The 23905-nt window shown below is 61.1% G+C and carries 19 protein-coding genes and 1 pseudogene; 13 read left to right on the top strand and 7 right to left on the bottom strand.

Annotated elements, in window-relative coordinates; translation table 11 throughout:
* Positions 1-19: 19 nt before the first annotated feature.
* Together AC07S6_RS05195 and AC07S6_RS05190 are read right to left on the bottom strand one after the other, a co-directional pair.
* Positions 20-1099, bottom strand: a pseudogene (locus tag AC07S6_RS05195) (HAMP domain-containing protein); the annotation flags it as partial.
* A gap of 139 nt (positions 1100-1238) precedes the next feature.
* Positions 1239-2129: a bestrophin family protein gene (locus tag AC07S6_RS05190; protein WP_003190542.1), complete on the bottom strand. Its 891-nt coding sequence runs from the start codon at positions 2127-2129 to the stop codon at positions 1239-1241.
* 329 nt (positions 2130-2458) lie between these two features.
* Here AC07S6_RS05190 and AC07S6_RS05185 point away from each other — a divergent pair, with 329 nt between their 5' ends.
* A complete protein-coding gene (locus AC07S6_RS05185; protein ID WP_169922168.1) occupies positions 2459-3310 on the top strand; it encodes a hypothetical protein in 852 nt (283 codons plus the stop codon).
* A 2-nt stretch (positions 3311-3312) separates the two neighbouring features.
* The gene (locus tag AC07S6_RS05180; RefSeq protein WP_495111855.1) at positions 3313-4341 is read left to right on the top strand and encodes a GGDEF domain-containing protein; all 1029 of its coding nucleotides are present in this window, start codon (positions 3313-3315) and stop codon (positions 4339-4341) included.
* Positions 4342-4999: 658 nt separating this feature from the next.
* On the opposite strand, the gene AC07S6_RS05175 is transcribed toward AC07S6_RS05180, so the two are convergent.
* Complete coding sequence (locus AC07S6_RS05175; RefSeq protein WP_320747603.1) at positions 5000-5299, bottom strand: ArsR/SmtB family transcription factor; 300 nt, start codon at positions 5297-5299, stop codon at positions 5000-5002.
* Positions 5300-5389: 90 nt separating this feature from the next.
* Here AC07S6_RS05175 and AC07S6_RS05170 point away from each other — a divergent pair, with 90 nt between their 5' ends.
* From AC07S6_RS05170 to AC07S6_RS05160, 3 genes are all read left to right on the top strand, one after another.
* Positions 5390-6481 (top strand): NADH:flavin oxidoreductase/NADH oxidase, encoded by a 1092-nt coding sequence (locus AC07S6_RS05170; protein ID WP_054895667.1) that lies wholly within the window; start codon positions 5390-5392, stop codon positions 6479-6481.
* Positions 6482-6670: 189 nt separating this feature from the next.
* Positions 6671-8800, top strand: a complete 2130-nt coding sequence (locus tag AC07S6_RS05165; RefSeq protein WP_495111854.1) for a TonB-dependent siderophore receptor — start codon at positions 6671-6673, stop codon at positions 8798-8800.
* 504 nt (positions 8801-9304) lie between these two features.
* Complete coding sequence (locus tag AC07S6_RS05160) at positions 9305-9904, top strand: hypothetical protein (protein ID WP_495111853.1); 600 nt, start codon at positions 9305-9307, stop codon at positions 9902-9904.
* Positions 9905-9911: 7 nt separating this feature from the next.
* Here the strand turns inward: AC07S6_RS05160 and AC07S6_RS05155 are convergent, their stop codons facing one another.
* Entirely contained in the window at positions 9912-10634 is a 723-nt protein-coding gene (locus tag AC07S6_RS05155) for a FadR/GntR family transcriptional regulator (protein ID WP_034126739.1), read from the bottom strand.
* Between the two features lie 48 nt (positions 10635-10682).
* On the bottom strand, positions 10683-12419 hold the full coding sequence (locus AC07S6_RS05150) for an IlvD/Edd family dehydratase (protein WP_019817288.1): 1737 nt from the start codon (positions 12417-12419) through the stop codon (positions 10683-10685).
* Between the two features lie 191 nt (positions 12420-12610).
* On the opposite strand from AC07S6_RS05150, the gene AC07S6_RS05145 reads away from it, so the two are divergent.
* The 7 genes from AC07S6_RS05145 (at position 12611) to araH (ending at position 21064) form a co-directional block, all read left to right on the top strand.
* Positions 12611-13933, top strand: a complete 1323-nt coding sequence (locus AC07S6_RS05145) for an MFS transporter (RefSeq protein ID WP_003190554.1) — start codon at positions 12611-12613, stop codon at positions 13931-13933.
* A gap of 16 nt (positions 13934-13949) precedes the next feature.
* On the top strand, positions 13950-14942 hold the full coding sequence (gene araD1 / locus AC07S6_RS05140; protein WP_495111852.1) for an AraD1 family protein: 993 nt from the start codon (positions 13950-13952) through the stop codon (positions 14940-14942).
* A gap of 10 nt (positions 14943-14952) precedes the next feature.
* Complete coding sequence (locus tag AC07S6_RS05135; RefSeq protein WP_495111851.1) at positions 14953-16533, top strand: aldehyde dehydrogenase (NADP(+)); 1581 nt, start codon at positions 14953-14955, stop codon at positions 16531-16533.
* Between the two features lie 16 nt (positions 16534-16549).
* On the top strand, positions 16550-17413 hold the full coding sequence (locus AC07S6_RS05130; RefSeq protein WP_495111850.1) for an SMP-30/gluconolactonase/LRE family protein: 864 nt from the start codon (positions 16550-16552) through the stop codon (positions 17411-17413).
* A gap of 169 nt (positions 17414-17582) precedes the next feature.
* A complete protein-coding gene (locus tag AC07S6_RS05125) occupies positions 17583-18587 on the top strand; it encodes a substrate-binding domain-containing protein (protein ID WP_294363130.1) in 1005 nt (334 codons plus the stop codon).
* A complete protein-coding gene (gene araG / locus AC07S6_RS05120; RefSeq protein WP_200600130.1) occupies positions 18584-20086 on the top strand; it encodes an L-arabinose ABC transporter ATP-binding protein AraG in 1503 nt (500 codons plus the stop codon). Before AC07S6_RS05125 ends, araG begins: the two co-directional genes overlap by 4 nt.
* 9 nt (positions 20087-20095) lie before the next feature.
* Positions 20096-21064 carry an L-arabinose ABC transporter permease AraH gene (araH, locus tag AC07S6_RS05115; RefSeq protein WP_038449814.1) on the top strand — a complete coding sequence of 323 codons (969 nt, stop codon included), beginning with the start codon at positions 20096-20098 and terminating at the stop codon, positions 21062-21064.
* Positions 21065-21179: 115 nt separating this feature from the next.
* Here the strand turns inward: araH and AC07S6_RS05110 are convergent, their stop codons facing one another.
* Positions 21180-22328, bottom strand: a complete 1149-nt coding sequence (locus AC07S6_RS05110; protein WP_495111849.1) for an aldose epimerase family protein — start codon at positions 22326-22328, stop codon at positions 21180-21182.
* 138 nt (positions 22329-22466) lie between these two features.
* Between AC07S6_RS05110 and AC07S6_RS05105 the strand changes: the two genes are divergently transcribed.
* Complete coding sequence (locus AC07S6_RS05105) at positions 22467-23234, top strand: SDR family NAD(P)-dependent oxidoreductase (RefSeq protein WP_014718077.1); 768 nt, start codon at positions 22467-22469, stop codon at positions 23232-23234.
* A gap of 73 nt (positions 23235-23307) precedes the next feature.
* On the opposite strand, the gene AC07S6_RS05100 is transcribed toward AC07S6_RS05105, so the two are convergent.
* Positions 23308-23904 carry a glutathione S-transferase family protein gene (locus tag AC07S6_RS05100; RefSeq protein WP_495111848.1) on the bottom strand — a complete coding sequence of 199 codons (597 nt, stop codon included), beginning with the start codon at positions 23902-23904 and terminating at the stop codon, positions 23308-23310.
* Position 23905 lies beyond the last annotated feature (1 nt).

Genomic DNA, 23905 nt, shown 5'->3' with positions numbered 1-23905 from the left:
GCGCGATCATGCTCAGGAACTGGTTGAACCAGCCGGCCAGGCTGGCGGTTTCGTCCTTGCCTTGCACTTTGAGCTGGCGCGTGAGGTCGCCTTCACCTTCGGCGATTTCCTGCAGGCCGTCGGCCACACCGCGAATCGGACGCACGATCACACGGGCGAAACTGGCACCGACGATTGCGAACACCACGGCCAGTACGGCGGCGATCGCAGCGATCAACCACGTCAGGCGGGTGGCGCCCGCCATCACTTCGTCACGCTTGATCAGGCCGATAAAGCGCCAGCCCAAGTCTTTGGAACTGACCACGTTAGCCATGTAGGCCACGCCATCGATGCTCACTTCGGTCACGCCATCGCCGTGCTTGGCCAGTTCGGCGTAGTTCGCGCCCAGGCCCGCCAGGGGCTTGAAGTTGTGCGTGGCATCGCTGGGGTCCACCAGCACGTTGCCGTCGGCTTCCACCAGCATCAGGTAGCCGCTGTCGCCCAGCTTGATGGTGCGCACCAGCTCGGTGAGTTGCTTGAGCGACACGTCAAGGCCAACCACCCCAAGGACGTTACCCGTGGCATCCGCGACGGTGCGCACGGTGCCGATCAGCACCACATCGTCCGGGGCCCAGTAGTAGGCGCCTGTGCGCACGGTCTTGCCTGGCGCTGCGATGGCGGCCTGGTACCAGGGGCGGGTGCGCGGGTCGTATTGCGTCAGTTTGGCGTCGTCCGGCCAACTGGCGTAGCCGCCATCGCTCAGTCCCAGGGACAGGTAGGCGGTGCTGGGGTGGCTTTTGGCGAACTGATCAAAAATCGCCAGCAGCTCTGTGTTGGTCGGCGTCAGCGGAATTTGCGCCGCATCGGCGCCGGCGTAGTTCTTGAGGTGCTTGGCCGCGATCACGCGCGGGTCCTTGGCGACGAAGTCGACATTCTGGCTGATGCCATCGAAAAACTGCTGCATGCCATTGTCGATCTGGCGGATCTCGCGGCCGCTGCTGTCGAGGAAGTTGGCCAGCGCACCCTCGCGCAGGTTCAGCACCACGATAATGGCGACCAGGATGACCGGCACGCACGCGATGGCCGCAAACGCCCATGTCAGCTTCTGCTTGATATTCATGACTTCACCCGCGGGTATTTATAGTTTTGGCAAGGGGAGAAAAATTTGGTGCTGCGTGTCGCAGGCGTTTTTGTGAGAGGCGAGGCCATGCGTACCCTCGGTATATCGGCCGAGGGAGTTGGCACTTGAGCAGGGGGAATCAGGCGATCGGGTCACCGACCAGGGCATCGCGGCGCATCGACTGCAGGTTCTTCTCGATGGTTTCGCAGATGCTTTCCATCTGGATCTGGTGTTCGCTGGAATTGAACGGGCTTTGCAGGTCGGTGCCGATGCGTTCGATGGCCAGCAGCATGAAGCCCACGACCGTGGAGGCCAACGGCGTGAACCAACCGAGCGATTCCACCAGGCCCACCGGCACGATCAGGCAGAATAACGAAATGAATAGCCGCGGGAAGTACACGTAAGGGTAGGGCAGTGGCGTGTTGGCAATCCGCTCCATGCCGCCCTGGGCGTTGGAGAGGTCCACCAGGGTCGACTCCAACCGCGCCAGGCGGATGCTGTCCAGGCGCCCGGCCTGGTATTCGCGCGCCAGCAACGAGGCCGAGCCGGTGAGGATGTCATTGGCGAAGTTATTGGTGGCGCCGTTGCGGGCAAATTCTTCGGCGGGGATAAAGGCGCGCACTTCCTCCGGGCACGGCTGGCCCTTGAGGTGCGCAGCCAGGCAATTGACGTAAGCCACGTGACGGCGCAACAGCGTCGACTTCACCGGGTTCACCTCACCGGGGGCGTCATCGAGCAGGGTCAGTACTTGTCGGGCAAAACTGCGCGAGTTGTTGACCATCGCACCCCACAGCGTGCGTGCTTCCCACCAGCGGTTATAGGCGCTGCTGTTGCGAAAACTGATCAGCACCACCAGTGCCGAGCCGAGCAAGGTCAGGGGCATCAGCGGCAAATTGATCTTGGCGGTGAGAAACAGCATGAAATCCACCGTCACCGCCACATCCCACAACAACAGCCAGAACAACGCCCAGCCCACATAGCCCATGGTCTTGATGATCAGGCGGTATTTCTTCAGAAGGGCAGCTTTCAAACGAGAACCTCGCGGCGGGCGGTTGGCAACAATCCCCTGTTACGACGCCGTCGAGGAAGGAAGGTTCGCAGTGTGCTGAATCGATTAGTCCTCTAACCGCCAGGCGGAGAGAATGTAACCAAAGGTTGCGCGTAAGTGTGTGCCACGGGGCATTTGACGGTGGAACAACTTTGGTACTGATGACGTCTTGTCCGGCAATCGCTGTACATTGCGTTCGAGGCAAAAAGCCATTAATGGCAGGAATTTTGAAGTGATTTGTTTTGGGGCCGGGCTGCAGGGATTTCGTAGCTGAGATCAGTGGCATCAAGTTGGATGATCAGGGCTCTTTCATGCGTGTCAGTTCGTTGAAGTTGGCTATGTGTAATACCGCGCAAGCGCTCGAACGTCATAAGGATTTTGAATCGTGCATGAGAGCGCATTACCACGTGCTGCTCGTGCCCTATTCGAGACGACCGTTTTTCTACAAGAGTGCCCTTAAATACAGCCGCTTGATGGTGTCGTTTGCATTATTGAGCCAATACTTTTCCACACCGCTGCCGTTGTTGGCAGAAGTTAAAGCCTTGTGCGTAACGCGCAAATATTGTTCGAAAAACAGCCTGGAATCGATTTTTTTGCTATTCCGGGCTCTGGGTTTCATGGAGGTTGCGCCGCACCCCGAAGACAGTCGCTTCAGGGTGTATGCACCCTCGGATGAAGCCTGCCGCGAAGCGCGGTTGATGCTCACCGCCCTCACGGAGTCGTTGGCGCTGCTCTACCCCGAACGGGAAGTGTTCCGGCAGATGCGTGACTTGGATGACCGTGAGTTCCTGGCGCTCTATTTCAAGGGTTTTGCCATGATTCTCGCGGCCGAGTTGACGGTGGATGTCTTGCTGCCCGAATGTTATTGGCTGGTGAAACGCGATGCCGGCCATCTGTTGATGCTGGCGATCTACAACGATGCCTTTGCCCCTGAGAACGACCGCGCCACCTTCCGGTCGTCTTCCTACCTGGCCTTGGCCAAGCAACTTTCCGTGTCCAAGACCCACATTATCCGTATGGTGCAGGAGGGGGTCGAAAAGGGTTATTTCAAAGCCCACTCCAAAACCCGGCTGGAAGTTCTGCCACCCTTTGCCAGCCTGGTAAAGCGGTTCATGGCCTTTTCATTTGCGATGGGCCTGCATGCTATTGAGATGGGAGCGTAAGGATGCCTGCTAACTTGAAGTTGCGGCCCAGAATGCGCAGTTTGTTGTCACCTGCGGTGACCCAAGCCGAATGGGTCGGGATTATTGCCTGGGTCGGCATGCTCCTGATTCCTGCGGCCCTGAAGTTGGATTTTTATATGTTGGCCGTCACGATGGGCCTGCTGATTGTTTGCCGGGTACATGCCACCACCACGAACTTTCTGCTCTGGCGAGTGCTGGGAGTCACCTATATGGTGTTGTTGTCCGTCGGCTTCGCTTATCTGATTCATATGCACGCAGAGTTGCGTATCTATGGCTTGCCGTTGGCGGTGACCCTGGTGGTGGGCAGTGCGATCTTGTTTATCAGTGTCCAGGATTATCTGGCCGATGCGCTATTGATCTGGCTGATCCTGTGGCCACCCATGCAGGCGGATATATACGCTGGCACCGAGGTGTATTTGCTGCTGTTCTGCGCGGCGTCGGTGTCCATCGGGTTTATCTTGAGTTATTCCTACTTGAAGAACCTGCGTTCGGTATTGCTGGTGGAAAGCGAGTTTCGCGCTTTGGCCGAGACCGACTACCTGACGTCCATTCTCAACCGGCGCGCTTTTATGCAGAGCTTCGAGAAGTTGCTCGGTGGGGAGCAGGGCGGCTACTTCATCATGTTGGATATCGACAGTTTCAAAGAAAAAAACGACCTGTATGGCCACGACGTGGGGGACAAGATTCTGCGCGCCATGGCCCTGTGCCTGAAAAACGCCAAAGGCAGCCACAGCTTTGGACGGATCGGCGGGGAAGAGTTCGGCGTGTTACTGCAGGGCGACGATGTGGAGGTGGCCTGTGATTATGCCCTGGACTTGTTGCAGGCGATCCGCAGCAGCGTGCCTGCGCCCCACCATTACACCTGCAGCGCGGGGATGGCGCGTTTTTCGCCAGGCGACGAGTTGTCGGCCGTACTCAAGATGGCGGACAAGAACCTGTACGGCGCCAAGCGCAATGGCAAGGACTGTGTGCACCTGGACGGCGCGCTGTTAAAGGCGGTCTTGTCCTGAGGCTTGGCGTCTAGTGCATAGGTATCTACACAACTTCGAGGCGACGCTGGACCTGTGGCGAGGGAGCTTGCTCCCGTGACGGCCTGACAGCCGATGCCAATCTACCCTGACACCCTGCGATCAACCTGTGGGAGCGGGCTTGCTCGCGAAGACGGCCTCACAGTCGACACCGTTATACCGAGTACATATCCATTCCTCCGGTAACGGCCACCTAGGGTTCCGCCCTGACGGCGGCTCACTTTTGAAAAGCGCAAAAGTAAGCAAAACGCTCATGCCCCACCACTCGGCACCTCGCTTGGGCTCGGTGTGCCCGTAATCCGCCAGTGATTTGGGGGGCCGCCGCCACGCGCCATCCATGGCGCGGGGCGGCTAAACCGGCATCCCTGCCGGTTTACCCCCCAAATCCCTGTCGAATTCCGGCCAGCGTGGTTTAACGGGGCGCCTAAGATCAAAAGCAGATCAAGAGCGACTCGCTTCGCATCGTGCTTACCGTCTGCTGTTACAACCCACAAAGTTGTGTAGATACCTATGGTCATCGCAGGCAAGCCAGCTCCCACATGTAGACCGCGGGGTGTCAGGTAGATTGGCGCCGGCTGGCAGGCCGTCACGGGAGCAAGCTCCCTCGCCACAGGCCCGGCGTCGCGTCGAAGTTATGCGCCTAGCGCTGTGACAACACGCTCGCCAGCAACCCAGGGAAGCGGCTTTCCAGCTCGTCACGGCGCAACGAGTTCATATGGGTGGTGCCCACATTGCGGGTGTGCACCAGGCCGGCATCGCGCAATACCCGGAAGTGATGGGACATGCTGGACTTGGGCCGCCCCCCGTCCAGTTCGCCACAGGTGGCCTCTGGCACGTTGGCCAGGTAGCGCACGATGTCCAGGCGCACGGGGTCGCTCAAGGCGTACAGCACACGCTCAAGCGTCAATTCTTGCGGGGTAGGGTGTTTGAAGGCTCGCATGGGGCGGATGATAACAGGGGGGTAGCGTTCAATACCATAGTTCGATTACCATCGAACTATCGAATCACCCACCCCTTCCTGGAGTTCTCAATGTCGGCTTTGTTCGAACCGTTCAAACTCAAAGATGTGACCTTGCGCAATCGCATTGCTATCCCCCCGATGTGCCAATACATGGCCGACGACGGCATGGTCAACGACTGGCACCACGTCCACCTGGCCGGCATGGCCCGTGGCGGTGCCGGCCTGCTGGTGGTCGAGGCCACCGCGGTCGCCCCTGAAGGACGCATCACCCCAGGCTGCGCCGGGATCTGGAGCGACGCCCACGCCCAGGCATTCGTGCCCATGGTCAAAGCCATCAAGGCCGCAGGTTCGGTGCCGGGCATCCAGATCGCCCACGCCGGTCGCAAAGCCAGTGCCAATCGCCCCTGGGAAGGTGATGACCACATCCCGGCCTCTGATGCCCGTAGCTGGGAAACCATCGCCCCCTCTGCCATCGCGTTCGGTGCCAACCTGCCCAACGTACCGCGTGCCATGACCCTGGAAGACATCGCCCGCGTGCAGCAGGACTTCGTCGACGCCGCCCGCCGCGCTCGCGATGCCGGCTTTGAATGGATCGAACTGCACTTCGCCCACGGGTACCTGGGTCAGAGCTTTTTCTCCGAGCATTCCAACCAGCGTACCGATGCCTACGGTGGCAGCTTCGACAACCGCAGCCGCTTCCTCCTCGAAACCCTGGCTGCGGTGCGTGAAGTCTGGCCGGAAAACCTGCCGCTCACCGCCCGGTTCGGCGTGATCGAATACGACGGCCGTGATGAGCAGACCCTCACCGAGTCCATTGAACTGGCGCGCCGTTTCAAGGACGGTGGCCTGGACCTGCTGAGCGTCAGCGTCGGCTTTACCATTCCTGACACCAACATCCCATGGGGCCCGGCCTTCATGGGCCCGATTGCTGAGCGGGTACGCCGTGAAGCCGGTATTCCGGTGACCTCGGCCTGGGGCTTCGGCACACCGCAACTGGCCCAAGGCGCTTTGCAGGCCGGGCACCTGGACCTGGTTTCGGTAGGGCGTGCGCATCTGGCCGACCCGCATTGGGCCTACTTTGCTGCCAAGGAGCTGGGCGTGGACAAGTCCTCCTGGACCTTGCCGGCGCCTTACGCGCATTGGCTGGAACGCTATCGCTGAGGTACGCCTGCGCGTTGCATGAGCCACTCGATTGAGTGGCTTTTTTTCGCCTGTCGCTTTTGGCGACCTACGCGGTGAAAAATAACAAATGAGAATCGATGTCAAACGAGAATCCGCTGATATATGATGCGCCGCGAATTCTTGGCAGGTTTGCCGTCCCATCTGGCTCATTCACTAGGTTCTACACCCATGCGTCGTACTCTGATTTCCATCTGTGTGCTCCAGGCGTTTTCCCCCTTCGCGTGGGCAGAGCAGGCACCTGCCGAGAACGCCAGTATCGAGCTGCAAGCGACCAATGTCACCGCCACCGCTGACCTTGAGTCGGCCCAAGGCCCCGTGCAGGGCTACCACGCCACACGTTCAGCCAGTGCGACGCGCACCGACACCGCCATTCATGAAACTCCACAGTCCATCAGCGTAGTGTCCAAGGACGTGGTCGAAGACCTCGGTGCAACGCGCCTGCAGGATGCCCTCGATTACGCGGGCGGCGTGGGCCGCGCCAACAATTTCGGCGGCCAGGGCCTGACCACCTTTACCGTGCGCGGCTTCACCACCGGTGAGTTCTACCGCAACGGTTTCCCGATCAACCGCGGTTACCCGAACATGCCGGACGCCAACACCATCGAGCGTCTGGAAGTGCTGCGCGGCCCCGCGACCATGCTCTACGGCCGTGGCGACCCAGGCGGTACCTTCAACGTGGTGTCCAAGCAGCCGCTGGCTGAACGCACCGTCACCCTGGGCAGCCAGCTCAATGACCAGGGCATGAAGCGCGGCACCCTGGATGCCTCCGGCCCGCTGGACGAGGAAGGCCGCCTGGCCTATCGCCTGAACGTGGTGGGCGAGGGCGGCGACACCTTCCGCGATCACGTCGAGACGGAACGCTACGGCGTGACGCCGGTGATCACCTGGCAGGCCACCGATGACACCAAGGTGACCTTCGAAGGCGATTTCATGCGCAACAACCACCCGCTGGACCGCGGCCTGACGCGCTTCCCCAACCAGCGCGGCGCGCCCTCGCGTGATACGTTCTGGGGCGACAAGGACGCCGGCAAGCTGCACAACGACAACAACATGGCGCAGTTGCGTTTCGAGCATGCACTGAGCGACAACTGGACCCTGGGCGGCGGTTTCCAGTGGTTGGACGGCAGTTTGAAAGGCAATGCCATCGAAGCCAACGGGCCGGGCAGCCTGGGCGCTGATGGCCGCACCCTGCAACGCAACTTCAACTACCGCAAGCTGGAATGGACCGACAAGGACTATCAGCTCAACTTGACCGGGCACTTCTCCACCGGCGGGTTCGATCACACCTTGCTCACCGGTATCGAGTACGAGGACTACGACTACAAGTCGATTATCCAGCGTTCCAGCGCCGCGGCGGGTACCTATCCCATTGACATCTTTGACCCGGTGTACGGTCAACCCCGTCCGGCACTGACCCGTACGCCGACCCACGACAAAGAAAACCTCAAGACCTACGCCGCTTTTGTACAGGACCAGGTTGCTCTCACTGAACGTCTGAAAGTACTGGCCGGTGCCCGCTTCGAGCGTTTCGAGCATGATTACCAGAACTATGTAGGTAAAAGCTGGCAGGCCGCCGACAACGCCGTCACCCCACGCGTGGGTGTGATCTACGACCTCACCGACACCGTCGCGGTCTATGCCGATGCTGCGCGTTCGTTCAAGCCCAACACTGGCGCCAGCCGCGAAGGCGGTGGTTTTGCACCGGAGAAAGGCAAGTCCTACGAGATGGGTATCAAGTGGGAGGCGCTGGACCGGCAGTTGAGCGTGGATGCGGCGATCTATCAGATCGAGAAGAAGAACGTGCTGACCACCGATCCCGTGGACAATACCTTCAGTGTCGCGGCCGGCCAGGTGCGCAGTCGGGGCTTCGACCTCAATGTGGCAGGCAACCTCACGCCCGAATGGCGCGTGATCGGCGGCTACGCGTACGTAGATGCGGAAGTTACCCGTGATAACACGTTGCGCTCCGGCACGCGCTTGATGAACATCCCGCGCAACAGTTTCAGCCTGCTCAACGTCTACGAGTTCCAGGACGGCGCGCTCAAAGGCCTGGGCCTGGGCGCCGGCGGCAAGTACGTCGACCAACGCGCCGGCCAGACCGCCAATACGGCATTCTCCATGGACGCCTATACCGTGGTCGCCCTGCTCGGTTACTACAAGGTCAATGAGCGTGTGCGCTTGAACCTCGATGTGAAGAACCTGTTCAACCGCGAATATGAAGAAGGCGCGTTCGGCAATATCTACGCCTACCCCGGCGCACCGCGTACCGTGCAGGTGGGCATCGCCTACACCCTGTGATGAACAGCTGCGGTACCACGCAGGGCCTGTGGCGAGGGAGCTTGCTCCCGCCACGGCGCCTATCTACCTGACGCCCCGCGTTCCAATTGTGGGAGCTGGCTTGCCTGCGAAGACGGCCTGCCAGCCGACACATTTCTACCTGACACGTCGCGTTCCAACTGTGGGAGCTGGCTTGCCTGCGATGACGGCCTGCCAGCCGACACATTTCTACCTGACACGCCGCGTTCCAACTGTGGGAGCTGGCTTGCCTGCGATGACGGCCTGACAGCCGACACTTCTCTACCTGACACCCCACATTTGGAATGCGGCGCGTCAGGTGGATATGCGTCGGCTGGCAGGCCGTCGCGGGAGCAAGCTCCCTCGCCACAGGGGCCTGCATCAGCTTCCCTGTCAGGTTTGACAGTAGACACTGGCGGGCGATCGAGGGATGTTTGCTCGTAACGTGCCAGCGCAGCGGTCGGCGCTCATTGCTTTTCGAAGCCACGCTTAATAGGGATATTAAAAATGGAACGGGAACTGATCGAGAAAGCTGAAGACCTGATCAAAAAGACCAACGATGCCGAGCGTCTGTTCACCCGATACGCCACCAAGTGCCACACGTCAGCCTTGCAAAAATATGCCAAGGAGATCAGCGAAACCTCCTATACCTATCTGCTGGCCGAGCTGGCCGAAAGTTCGCTGAGTTCGGAAATTCTAGGCCGTCCAGGCGCCAATATCAGCCTGATCAGGATCGAGATAGAGGAGGTCATGCTCGAAGCCGATGTGATCAAGAAATTGAAGCGGGCCGAAACCCATTACCTGGAAACCCTGGAATCGGTGCGCAAGTTCGAAGACCTTAAACGCTTCGAGAAAATGCAGGACACGTCCGATATCGTCCGCTCGATAAAACTCGGCGTGTCACGTTTCAATATCCTGTTTGTCATCTTGCTGATCGGTGGGTTGACCTGGGCGGCGATCAATCTGCCTAAAGAAGCCTTGGCGTTGATTTCCGCTGCGATCGGCGGCGCCATCACTCACTTGTTGTCCGAGCGCCAGGCCGTGCTGGCGCTGAAAAAAGAGGGCGATAACACCTGCCCAAGGGCCAACAATAACAGTCAGGAATGACGCGGGCTCACAACGGCGTCAACACGTTCATCACCGTATCCAGCGCCACTCGGGTGTCGTCCAGTTGCACCAGCGACGCATGCCGCGCACCCAGGGCATCGCGGTTCTGGATCGCCGTGAGGATCGCCTTGTGCCGAGGCAGACTCAGGCCCTGGATATCCGGGCGGCGGTTGGTGATGTTGATCGACTCGCGCAACGGCAGCGAGAGCATGTTGCACATATAGGCGAGCAGGTCGTTGCGGGTGGCGTCGGCAATCGCGCGGTGGAAGTCCAGGTCGGCCTGTAACAGGTCCTCGTGGGTCTTGGCGGTTTCCATGCCTTGGTAGGCTTGTTCGATGGTGGCGATGTCTTCATCGGTGGCGGTGGTCGCGGCCATGGCGGCGATTTCCGGTTCGAGAATGCGGCGCACCCCGGCCAGGGTGTTGAAGAACTCGCTGTGGGGCGTGGACTGCATCAACCAGGACAGCACGTCCGGGTCGAGCAGGTGCCATTTCAAGCGTGGCCGTACCACCGCGCCCACCCGTGGCTTGGAGTACACCAGGCCCTTGGCGCTGAGCACCCGCGTGGCTTCGCGCAATACCGAGCGGCTGACCTGGTATTCCTCGCACAGCGTGGCTTCCATGGGCAAGCGTTCTTCAGGCTTGAAGCGACCGGAAACGATGTGCATGCCCAAGTCCTGAACGATCTGGGCATGCTGGCTCTTGCGCGGCTTGGGCGGCTGGTGATCCATAACGACGGGGAGGCTCTGGCTTAGATTCGCCGCATCATAGCATCCCAATTAGTGGGAATGCCGTGGGACTTCTGCCCCGCGACAGCCCACCAGGAAGTCAAAGTCACAGCCTTGGTCGGCCTGCAACACATGGTCGATGTACAGCTGGCGATAGCCGCCGACAATGAGGTTCTGCGCGGGGGGCAGGTCGGCCATGCGCGCTGCCAGCTCGGCATCTGGAATGTCCAGGTGCAGGCGGCCATTGGCGCAATCGAGTTCGATCCAGTCACCTTCCTTCACTGTCGCCAACGGCCCGCCGGCGGCGGCTTCCGGTGCCACGTGCAACACCACGGTGCCGTAGGCGGTGCCGCTCATGCGCGCATCGGAAATGCGCACCATGTCCGTCACACCCTGGGCCAGCAGCTTGGCAGGCAGGCCCATGTTGCCGACTTCGGCCATGCCGGGGTAACCCTTGGGGCCGCAGTTTTTCATGACCAAAATCGAGTTGGCATCCACGTCCAGCTCCGGGTCGTTGATGCGTGCCTTGTACATGTCGAAGTTCTCGAACACCACGGCGCGGCCACGGTGTTGCATCAGTTCGGGGCTCGCTGCCGAAGGCTTGAGCACCGCGCCCAGGGGCGCGAGGTTGCCACGCAGCACGCAGATGCCGCCGTCGGCGCGGATCGGGTTGTCCAGGGTGCGGATCACTTCGTCCTGGCCGTAGATCGGCGAATCCTGGGTGTTCTCGCCCAGGGACTTGCCGTTGACCGTCAAGGCGTTCGGGTGGGGGATCAGATTGGCCTCACCCAGGCGACGCAGCACCGCGGGCAGCCCGCCGGCGTAGTAGAACTCTTCCATCAGAAAGCGTCCGGAGGGCTGCAGGTCGACGATGGTCGGCATACCGCGGCCGATGCGGGTCCAGTCATCCAGGTCGAGTTCGACGCCGATGCGCCCAGCGATGGCTTTCAAGTGGATCACGGCGTTGGTCGAGCCGCCGATGGCCGCGTTCACGCGGATAGCGTTTTCAAACGCCTCCTTGGTGAGGATTTTCGACAGTTTCAAGTCTTCACGCACCATCTCCACGGCGCGCATGCCCGACATGTGCGCCAGTACATAGCGGCGCGCATCCACGGCCGGAATCGCCGCGTTGTGGGGCAGGGAAGTGCCCAGCGCCTCGGCCATGCAGGCCATGGTCGAGGCCGTGCCCATGGTGTTGCAGGTGCCCGCCGAACGCGACATGCCGCCCTCGGCCGCGAGGAAATCATCCAGGGTGATGGTGCCGGCCTTGACCTGTTCGCTGAGCTGCCACACCACCGTCCCCGAGCCGATGTCCTGGCCCTTGTGCTTGCCGTTGAGCATCGGCCCGCCAGTGACCACGATGGCCGGCACATCACAACTGGCGGCGCCCATCAGCAGCGCGGGGGTGGTCTTGTCGCAGCCGGTGAGCAGTACCACGCCATCAATCGGATTACCGCGAATCGCTTCTTCCACATCCATGCTCGCCAGGTTGCGAGTGAGCATGGCGGTAGGGCGCAGGTTGGATTCGCCATTGGAAAACACCGGGAACTCCACCGGGAAGCCTCCGGCCTCGATCACGCCACGCTTGACGTGTTCGGCTATCTGACGGAAGTGCGCGTTGCACGGGGTCAGCTCCGACCAGGTGTTACAGATGCCGATGATCGGCTTGCCATGGAACTGATGGTCGGCAATGCCTTGGTTCTTCATCCAGCTGCGGTACATGAAGCCGTTCTTGTCGGCAGTACCGAACCACTGGGCAGAGCGTAGGCCGGGCTTTTTGTCAGGCATGATCGATTCTCTTATTGTATGACTATATGTTCTATGCGTGCTTAAACATAAGCGCAAAATCGCCGCTTTGGAAGTGTTGTTTTGTAAATAGTCATACTATATAGTCGGTCTTAACTGAGGTATGGCCCTGGCGGATTTCGCCAGAGGCGTCCCCCGAGCTTCTATAAAAACAACAATCGGAGATCGACCCCATGAGCCAGGAACTGCGGCTTATTCGGCGCATCACGCTGAAACTGATTCCCTTCCTGATCCTGCTGTACCTGATCGCCTACGTGGACCGTTCCGCCGTAGGGTTCGCCAAGCTGCACATGGGCGCTGACGTGGGCATCGGCGACGCCGCCTATGGCCTCGGTGCCGGGTTGTTCTTCATTGGCTATTTCCTGTTCGAGATTCCCAGCAACCTGATGCTCGACCGCTTCGGCGCGCGGCGCTGGTTTGCGCGCATCATGATCACCTGGGGCGCCATCACCATCGGCATGGCGTTCGTGCAAGGGCCGCACAGCTTCTATGTGATGCGCTTTTTGCTGGGCGCGGCGGAGGCGGGGTTCTTTCCCGGCGTGCTGTACTACATCACCCAATGGTTCCCGGTGCGCCACCGCGGCAAGATCCTCGGGCTGTTCATCCTCTCCCAACCGATTGCAATGATGATCACAGGTCCAGTGTCCGGCGGTCTGCTCGGCATGGACGGCATTCTCGGCCTGCATGGCTGGCAGTGGCTGTTTATCGTGATCGGTACCCCGGCGATCCTGCTGACCTGGCCGGTGCTGCGTTACCTGCCGGACGGCCCCCAGAAGGTCAACTGGATGAGCGAGGAAGAAAAAGCCTGGCTCACCGGCGAGCTGCACAAAGACCTGCAAGCCTACGGCCAGACACGCCATGGCAACCCCTTGCATGCGCTCAAGGACAAGCGCGTGTTGTTGCTGGCGCTGTTCTACCTGCCGGTGACCCTGAGCATCTACGGCCTCGGCCTGTGGCTGCCGACCCTGATCAAGCAGTTTGGCGGCAGCGACCTTACCACCGGCTTCATCTCCGCCGTGCCCTATATCTTCGGCATCATCGGCCTGTTGATCATCCCGCGCAGTTCCGACCGTTTGAACGACCGTTACGGCCATCTCGCCGTGCTCTATGTGCTGGGCGCCATCGGCCTGTTCTGCAGCGCCTGGCTCACGGTGCCAGTGCTGCAAATGGCCGCGCTGTGCCTGGCGGCGTTTGCAATGTTTTCCTGCACCGCCGTGTTCTGGACCCTGCCGGGGCGCTTCTTTGCCGGCGCCAGTGCGGCGGCCGGTATTGCCTTGATCAACTCGGTGGGCAACCTCGGCGGCTATATCGGCCCGTTCGTGATCGGTGCGCTCAAGGAGTACACCGGCAACCTGGCCTCAGGCTTGTATTTCTTATCCGGTGTGATGGTGTTCGGGTTGCTGCTGACCCTCGTGGTCTACCGCTTGTTGGAACGCAAGCACGTGCTGCCCGTCGACCAATTCGCTGCCAGCGCCCGTGGCGCCACACGCACTTAAATCCAGGAGAACCTGCATGCGTTTAGTTCAGTTCGAGTTGAGCAACGGTGAGCGCCGCGTCGGCGTGGTAGAAGGCAACCAGGTACGCGAAGTGCGCGGCGCCCACAGCGTGCGTGAACTCGCGCTGGCCGCCATCGAAGCCGGCGGCAAGTTGCATCAACAGGTAGAAGCCCTCGGCCTGGGCGCCAGCCATGACTACACCGCTTTGTTGGCGGACCACAAAATCCTGCCCCCGCTGGACCACCCGGACCCGGCCCACATGCTGATCAGCGGCACCGGCCTCACCCACCTGGGCAGTGCTTCGGCCCGCGACAAGATGCACCAGCAGGCCGGTGACGACAGCGCGATGACCGACACCATGCGCATCTTCAAATGGGGCGTGGAGGGCGGCAAACCAGGCGCCGGCCAGGCCGGTGTGCAACCGGAGTGGTTCTACAAAGGCGATGGCAGCATCGTCGTGCGCCCGGGCCAGGCGTTCCCGGTGCCGCCGTTCGCCGAAGACGCCGGCGAAGAACCGGAAATCGGCGGCCTCTATGTGGTCGGGCATGACCGTAAACCCTATCGCCTGGGCTTTGCGGTGGGCAACGAGTTCTCCGACCATGTGATGGAGCGCAAGAACTACCTGTACCTGGCCCATTCCAAGCTGCGCAGTTGCAGCTATGGCCCGGAGTTGCGCGTGGGTGAACTGCCCGAGCATCTGGCGGGCACCAGCCGCATCCTGCGCAACGGCGAGGTCATCTGGCAGAACGAATTCCTCAGTGGCGAGGCCAATATGTGCCACAGCCTGGAAAACCTCGAATACCACCACTTCAAATACAGCCAGTTCCTCAAGCCGGGTGATGTGCACATTCACTTCTTCGGCACCGCCACCTTGTCATTCGCCGACGGTATACGTACCCAGCCGGGCGATGTGTTCGAGATCAGCCAGGCTGAATTCGGCGCGCCGTTGATCAACGGTATCGGCAGCAGCGATGCGGCATTTGAACCCGGCCAAGTCACCCCCCTTTAAGGAGATCAACATGACCCCGTTCCTCGGCCACAACTACATCGGCGGCCAGCGCAGCGCCAACGGCAGCATCAAGCTGCAAAGCATCGACGCCACCACCGGCGAAGCCTTGCCCCAGGATTTCTACCGGGCCACCGCCCAGGAAGTCGACGCCGCCGCCCAGGCCGCGGCCCAGGCGTACCCGGCCTATCGCGCCTTGAGCGCCGCACGACGTGCGCAGTTTCTGGATGCGGTGGCCGATGAGCTGGACGCCTTGGGCGATGACTTCGTCGAACTGGTCTGCCGCGAAACCGCCTTGCCGGTCGCACGCATCAAAGGCGAACGCGGGCGCACCAGCGGCCAGATGCGTTTGTTCGCCACCGTGCTGCGCCGTGGTGACTTCTACGGCGCGCGTATCGACAAGGCCCTGCCAGAGCGCCAGCCGCTGCCGCGCCCAGACCTGCGCCAATACCGCATCGGCCTCGGCCCGGTGGCGGTCTTTGGTGCCAGTAACTTCCCCCTGGCATTCTCCACAGCCGGCGGCGACACCGCTGCCGCGTTGGCCGCCGGTTGCCCGGTGGTGTTCAAGGCCCACAGCGGCCACATGGCGACCGCCGAGCGCGTGGCCGATGCGATCATTCGCGCCGCCGAGGCCACCGAGATGCCGGCCGGCGTGTTCAATATGATCTTTGGCGGCGGCGTCGGTGAGGCGCTGGTCAAGCATCCGGCGATCCAGGCGGTAGGCTTTACCGGCTCGCTCAAAGGCGGCCGCGCCCTCTGCGACATGGCCGCGGCGCGCCCGCAACCGATCCCGGTGTTTGCCGAAATGTCGAGCATTAACCCGGTGATCGTGCTGCCCCAGGCGCTGCACGCCCGCGCCGAGAGCATCGCCCGCGACCTGACCGCCTCGGTGGTGCAAGGCTGCGGCCAGTTCTGCACCAACCCAGGCCTGGTGATCGGTATCGCTTCGCCTGCGTTCACCGCGTTCACTCAGCAGGTCGCGCAATTGATCGGCGAGCAACCGGCGCAAACCATGCTGAATGCCGGCACCCTGGGCAGCTACGGCAAGGGCCTGGAAAAACTCCGGTCTCACCCGGGCATCCAGCATCTGGCGGGCAGTGCGCAATCGGGCAACCAGGCGCAACCGCAACTGTTCAAGGCGGATGTACGTCTGTTGATTGACGGCGACGAAGTGCTGCAAGAGGAAGTGTTCGGCCCCACCACGGTGTTCGTCGAAGTGGCCGATCAGGCCCAACTCAGCGCCGCCCTGCAGGGGCTGCACGGGCAATTGACCGCCACGCTAATCGGCGAACCGACCGACCTGCACCAGTTCGCCGAACTCACGCCGCTGCTGGAACAGAAAGTCGGGCGCATCCTGCTCAACGGTTACCCCACTGGCGTGGAGGTGTGCGATTCCATGGTTCACGGCGGGCCGTACCCGGCGACTTCCGACGCCCGTGGCACCTCGGTCGGCACGCTGGCCATCGACCGTTTCCTGCGCCCGGTGTGCTTCCAGAACTACCCTGATAGCCTGCTGCCCGACGCGTTGAAAAACGCTAACCCCTTGCGTATTCAGCGCCTGGTAAATGGCACGCCATCGCGCGAATCGCTGTAACTGATCAGGAGGCTTCATGTCGTTGAGCGCAGTCACCCCGCACCGTGCCCGGTTGGGCGAAGGGCCGTTCTGGGATGTACCGACCCAGGCCCTGTATTGGGTGGATATCGCCGCCCGCCAGGCGCTGCGTCTGATGGGTGGGCAGTTGCAGGTGTGGCAATTGCCTGAGCACGTCTCGGCGTTCATCCCCTGTCAACGCGGTGATGCGCTGGTGACCTTGAGCAGCGGCGTATATCGCCTGGACCTGGCCACCGAAGCCTTGACCCTGCTGTGCGTAGTCGACCCGCAAACGGGCAACCGCGGCAATGAAGCACGCTGCGATGCCCAGGGCCGGCTGTGGTTGGGCACCATGCAGAACAACATCGGCGAGCAGGGCGAAGACCTGCCGATTACCCGGCGTTCCGGTGGTTTGTTTCGGATTGATGCGGATGCGCGGGTCACGCCGTTGCTGACTGGGCTGGGCATTCCCAACACCTTGCTCTGGAACGAGGCGGGCAGCCAGGTGCATTTCGGCGACAGCATGGACGGTACGCTCTATCAGCATTCGATCCAGGCTGACGGCCAACTCGGTGCCGCCCAGGCCTGGTTCGGGCCGCACACACGCGGCGGGCCGGATGGCTCGGCCATGGACGCCGACGGCTACATCTGGAATGCGCGCTGGGACGGCAGTTGCCTGCTGCGTCTGACGCCTTCAGGTGAGGTGGATCGCATCATCGAACTGCCGGTCAGCCGTCCCACCAGTTGCGTGTTCGGTGGGCCCGAGCTCACCACGCTGTACATCACCAGCGCGGCGAGTCCCTTGGATCACCCCCTTGATGGTGCGGTATTGGCCATTGAGGTCGACGTGCCAGGCAAGCCCTGTCACCGCTTCGCCGGATAAACCAAACGCGCTGTTGTGGCGAGGGAGCTTGCTCCCGTTCGACAGCGCAGCTGGAGCCGGCTTTTTTTGGGGGGGCGCTGCGCACCCCAGCGGGAGCAAGCTCCCTCGCCACAACAGTACCCGTACACAAAACGAACATTGAAAAAAACAACAACAAGGAGTCACCCCTATGAATCGTCGTCGTGGTTTGCGTTCCCTGTGCTGCGCCGCTGTGGCGGTCTCGGCCATGAGCTTGAGCGGCCTGTTGCTGGCCGCTGAAGAAGTGAAAATCGGTTTTCTGGTCAAGCAGGCCGAAGAGCCGTGGTTCCAGACGGAGTGGGCGTTTGCGGAAAAAGCCGCCCAGGACAAAGGCTTCAAACTCATCAAGATCGCGGTGCCGGACGGCGAGAAAACCCTCTCGGCCATCGACAGCCTGGCCGCCAACGGCGCCAAAGGCTTCGTGATCTGCCCGCCGGACGTGTCCCTGGGCCCGGCCATCGTTGCCAAGGCCAAGGTCAACGGTTTGAAAGTGATGGCCGTGGATGATCGCTTTGTCGATGCCAAGGGCAACTTCATGGAAGACGTGCCGTACCTGGGCATGGCCGCGTTTGAAGTCGGCCAGAAGCAAGGCGCCGCCATGGCCGCCGAAGCGAAAAAACGCGGTTGGGACTGGAAGGACACCTACGCGGTGATCAATACCTTCAACGAACTCGACACCGGCAAGAAGCGCACCGACGGCTCGATCAAGTCGCTGGAGGAAGCTGGCGTTCCTAAAGATCACATCCTCACAGCCCCGCTGAAAACCCTCGACGTGCCAGGCAGCATGGACGCCACCAACTCGGCACTGGTCAAGCTGCCGGGTAGCGCGAAGAACCTGATCATCGGCGGCATGAACGACAACACCGTGCTCGGCGGCGTGCGCGCCACCGAAAGTGCTGGTTTCGCCGCAGCCAACGTGATCGGTATCGGCATCAATGGCACCGACGCCATCGGCGAATTGAAGAAAGCCAACAGCGGCTTCTTCGGCTCAATGCTGCCCAGCCCGCACATTGAAGGCTACAAAACCGCTGAGATGATGTACGAGTGGGTCACCCAGGGCACCGAGCCGCCGAAGTACACGGCCATGGACGAAGTGACGCTGATCACCCGTGAAAACTTCCAGGCGGAACTGACCAAGATCGGGCTGTGGAAATGACCGCTGCGGCCCTGCGGTTTGACGGCATCGGCAAGACCTTTCCCGGGGTCAAGGCGCTGGACGGCATTTGCTTCACCGCCCACCCCGGGCAGGTGCACGCGCTGATGGGCGAGAACGGCGCAGGCAAGTCGACCCTGCTGAAGATCCTCGGCGGCGCCTACATTCCATCCAGCGGCACGGTGCAGATCGGCGCGCAGACCATGGCCTTCAAATGCGCCGCCGACAGCATCGCCAGCGGTGTGGCGGTGATTCACCAAGAGCTGCACCTGGTGCCGGAAATGAGCGTGGCCGAGAACCTGTTCCTCGGGCATTTGCCCACGCGCTTTGGCGTGGTCAACCGGAGCCTGCTGCGTAAGCAGGCCCTGGCGTGTCTCAAGGGGCTGGCCGATGAAATCGACCCCGACGAGAAACTCGGGCGCCTGTCCCTGGGCCAGCGCCAACTGGTGGAAATCGCCAAGGCGCTGTCTCGCGGCGCCAACGTGATCGCCTTTGATGAACCCACCAGCAGTTTATCGGCGCGGGAAATCGACCGCTTGATGGCGATCATCACGCGCCTGCGCGACGAGGGCAAAGTGGTGCTCTACGTGTCGCACCGTATGGAAGAAGTGTTCCGTATCTGTGACGCAGTGACGGTGTTCAAGGACGGTCGCTACGTGCGCACCTTCGAGGACATGAGCACGCTGACCCACGACCAGTTGGTGACCTGCATGGTCGGTCGCGATATCCAGGACATCTACGATTACCGCCCGCGCGAGCAAGGCGAAGTGGCGCTCAAGGTGGACGGCTTGCTCGGCCCGGGCCTGCGTGAGCCGATCAGTTTCCAGGTGCGCAAGGGCGAGATCCTGGGCCTGTTCGGGCTGGTGGGCGCGGGGCGTACCGAGCTGTTTCGCTTGCTCAGTGGGTTAGAGCGCGCCAGTGCCGGCAGCCTGGAACTGTGCGGGCAAGCGCTGCAACTGCGCTCACCCCGGGACGCCATCGCCGCCGGGGTATTGCTGTGTCCGGAGGATCGCAAGAAAGAGGGCATCATCCCGCTGGGCAGCGTCGCTGAAAACATCAACATCAGCGCGCGTGGCGCCCATTCCACCTTTGGCTGGCTGTTGCGCGAAGGCTGGGAAAAAGGCAACGCCGACCGACAGATCCAGGCGATGCGGGTCAAAACGCCGAACGCGGCGCAGAAGATCCTGTACCTGTCCGGCGGTAATCAGCAGAAAGCCATTCTTGGCCGCTGGCTGTCGATGCCGATGAAGGTGTTGCTGCTGGACGAACCCACTCGCGGTATCGACATCGGCGCCAAGTCGGAGATCTACCAGATCATCCATAACCTGGCGGCCAGTGGCATTGCGGTGATCGTGGTGTCCAGCGACCTGATGGAGGTGATGGGCATCTCTGACCGCATCCTGGTGCTGTGCGAAGGCGCCCTGCGCGGCGAACAACTGCGCGAGCACGCGACTGAATCCAACCTGCTGCAACTGGCCTTGCCACGCGGCCTGGCGAACTGAGAGACGACCATGACCATTCAAAACAACGCGTTGCCCTCGGCACGCAAACCCCTCGATATGCGTGCATTGCTCGATAACTGGGCGATGCTCTTGGCGGCGGTGGGCATCTTCGTACTGTGCGCGCTGCTGATCGATAACTTCCTCTCTCCGCTCAACATGCGCGGCTTGGGCCTGGCGATTTCGACTGTCGGTATTGCCGCGTGCACCATGCTGTTCTGCCTGGCCTCGGGGCACTTCGACCTGTCGGTAGGCTCGGTGATCGCCTGCGCCGGGGTAGTTGCGGCGATTGTAATGCGCGATACCGACAGCGTGATGCTGGGCATTGGTGCAGCGCTGCTGATGGGCCTGATGGTGGGGCTGATCAACGGCATCGTGATCGCCAAGCTGCGGGTCAACGCCTTGATCACTACCCTGGCGACCATGCAGATCGTGCGCGGCCTGGCTTACATCTTTGCCGACGGCAAGGCGGTAGGCGTGTCCCAAGAGCAATTTTTCGTGTTCGGCAACGGCCAATTGTTGGGTGTGCCGGTGCCGATCCTGATCACCATTGTCTGCTTCCTGTTCTTCGGCTGGCTGCTCAACTACACCACCTATGGGCGCAACACCATGGCCATCGGCGGTAACCCGGAGGCGGCGCTGCTGGCGGGCGTGAACGTTGACCGCACCAAGATCCTGATCTTCGCCATCCATGGCCTGATCGGCGCCTTGGCCGGGGTGATCCTGGCTTCGCGCATGACCTCTGGCCAACCGATGATCGGCCAGGGTTTCGAGCTGACGGTGATCTCGGCCTGCGTGCTGGGTGGGGTGTCGCTGAGCGGCGGCATCGGCATGATCCGCCATGTGATCGCCGGGGTGTTGATTCTGGCGATCATCGAGAATGCGATGAACCTGAAGAACATCGATACCTTTTACCAGTATGTGATCCGCGGTTCGATCCTGCTGTTGGCCGTGGTCATCGACCGCATGAAACAACGCTGAACCCAGGCGCTGTGAAAAACCAATGTGGGAGCTGGCTTGCCAGCGATAGCGTTGGTTCAGGCAATAATTGAGTAGCCTGTGCCACCGCCATCGCAGGCAAGCCAGCTCCCACAATTTAATCAGCGGTGAACTTGAAAATAGTGTGTTGGGTGTAAATCTGCCCTGGATTCAAACGCGTTGAGGCAAAGCTCGGCTGGTTAGGCGCATCCGGAAAATGCTGGGTCTCCAAGGTAAACCCACTCCAGTGCTGGTACGTCTTGCCGCCTTTGCCCTTCACCGAACCGTCCAGGAAGTTGCTGGTATAGAACTGCACGCCAGGCTCTGTGGTGTAGAGCTGCAAACGTCGGCCTGATTCAGGATCATGCACCTCGGCGGCCAGTTGCTTGACGTCCCCTTTGGTATCCAGCGCCCAGTTGAAGTCGAAGCCACCTTGTTTGGGCTCGGCGAATTTGAGCTGCGGATGGTCGTCCTTGATGTGCTGGCCGATGGCGGTAGGCTTCAGGAAGTCCATGGGCGTGCCCTTGACCGGCGCCAGTTCGCCGGTGGGAATCAAGGTGGCATTCACCGGTGTGTAGTGGCTGGCGTGCAAGGTGGCGACCTGCTTGAGAATGTCGCCGTTGCCCGCGCCGGCCAGGTTGAAGTAGCTGTGGTTGGTGAGGTTGAGCACCGTCGGTTTGTCGGTGGTGGCGGTGTAGTCGATGTGCAGTTCGTTGTGGTCGTTGAGGCGGTAGGTGACCTCGGTTTTCAAGTTGCCCGGAAAGCCCATTTCCCCATCTTTGGACAGGTAGGTGAGGGTGACGCCCACCGAGTCTTTGTCCTTGACCGATTTGGCTTGCCACACCTGCTTGTCGAAGCCCTGGGCGCCGCCATGCAATGAGTTTGGGCCGTCGTTGAGCGGTACCTGGTAGCGTTTGCCGTCGAGTTCGAAGGCGCCGCCGGCCAGTCGATTGCCGAAGCGGCCAATGGTCGCGCCGAAAAACGCGGTACCGCCTTGATAGCCTTGCACGTCATCGAAGCCCAGCACCACGTCGTCGAGCTTGCCGTGTTTGTCTGGCACTTTTAGCGACTGCAGCACGCCGCCGTAGGTGATCACCGTGGCTTGCATGCCATGGCTGTTGCGCAACACGTACTGTTCGACGGCGGTGCCATCGTTGGTTTTGCCGAAGGGTTTGTGTTCGCTGCTAAGGCCGGCGGCGTGCGCGCCACCGCTGGCGATCAGCATGGACAGCGCGAGGCCGGACAGCAGGTATCGAGGGTGCTTCATGGTCGAACTTCCTTTTGTTGTTTTGCTGGAATAGTTCTACTAATTTGAGATATTTTGTCGATATGACAGCAGATTTATAGCCTTTAACGTCGTTCTTGCAAAATAAAATAAGACTAATTAAGCGGAGCACTGATTGTTATGACTACCCAGCAAGCGATTTATCCCGACCTCAAGGACAAAACCGTGCTGGTTTCCGGCGGCGCTTCGGGGATTGGCGAGTTCATGGTGCGGGCCTTCGCCGCGCAGGGTGCCAAGGTGGCGTTTGTGGACCGTGCACAGAGCCAGGGTGAACGCTTGGCGGCGCTGCTCAACTCCAAAGGGCACAGTGTCGAGTTCGAGTGCTGCGATATCACCGACGAGATCGGCTACCGTGCGGCGATCGGGCGCTTCGAGCATTCCCTGGGGCCGATCACGGTACTGGTCAACAACGCAGCGAACGATGTGCGCCACAGCCTGGAAGAAATCGACTCGCACATGTTCGATCAACTGATTGCGGTCAACCTCAAGCACGCCTTCTTTGCCGCCAAGGCGGTGGTGCCCATGATGAAGGAGGCCGGTAGCGGCTCGATCATCAACCTGGGCTCGGTGGGCTGGATGATGGCCTCGGCCGGCTACCCCGTATACGCCGCCAGCAAGGCCGCCGCCCACGGCATGACCCGAGCCCTGGCGCGTGAGCTGGGGCCCAACCGTATTCGCGTCAACACCTTGGTGCCGGGTTGGGTGATGACCGAAAAACAACTGGCCATGTGGGTCGACGACGCCGCCAAGGAGCTCATCGCCCGCAGCCAGTGCCTGCCCGGCAGCGTGATGCCGGAACACATCGCCAACATGGCGCTGTTTTTGGCCTCGGATGCCTCGGCGATGTGCTCGGCGCAGAACTTTATCGTCGACGGCGGTTGGGTATAAAACGCGATTTTCAGAATGATGCACATCGAGTGTGGGAGCGAGCAAGCCCGCTCCCACAGTTAAATTGTGGTGCTTACTCGATGGGGTAACGCTTGAACGCCGGGTGCTGCTCCAGGCGTTCAGCATGGCGCTTGAGGTTGGGGAACGCGTCGGCCTTCACCACCGAGGCCACGGTGAACTGGCTGAACGACCAGGCGACCGCTGCGGTAATCGACGCCTGGGTCAGCGCTTCATTGCCTGCCAGCTGCTTGTCCAGCAACGCATAAGCCGCCAGCAGTTGCCCCGTAACGCGCTCAAGCCACGGCGCATGCAATTTTTCAGCGGGGCGAAGGTTGTGTTCATAGACGATCTGCACGCTTTTCTCGCATGCCGCCAGCGCGAGCCCAAGCAGTTGCAGGTCACGGGCACGTGCCGCCGGTTGTTGGGGCAGCAGCTTCTTGTCAGCCGGCGCCAGCGCTTCCAGGTAATCGAGGATCAGGCTCGAATCCATCAGCACCGTCCCATCGTCCAGCACCAGGGTAGGGGCCTTGACTACCGGGTTGATCTGGGCAAATTCAGCGTAAGTGCTGAACACCGACAGCGGTTCATGCACAAAGCCCAACCCGTATAACTCCAGGGAAACAGCCACGCGGCGTACGTAGGGCGAGTCCAGCATTCCGACCAGTTTCATG

Source organism: Pseudomonas sp. GW821-FHT07B01 (assembly GCF_059419065.1).
Note: the sequence above shows the minus strand (reverse complement) of the source record. Positions and strands in the feature narration are given on the sequence as shown.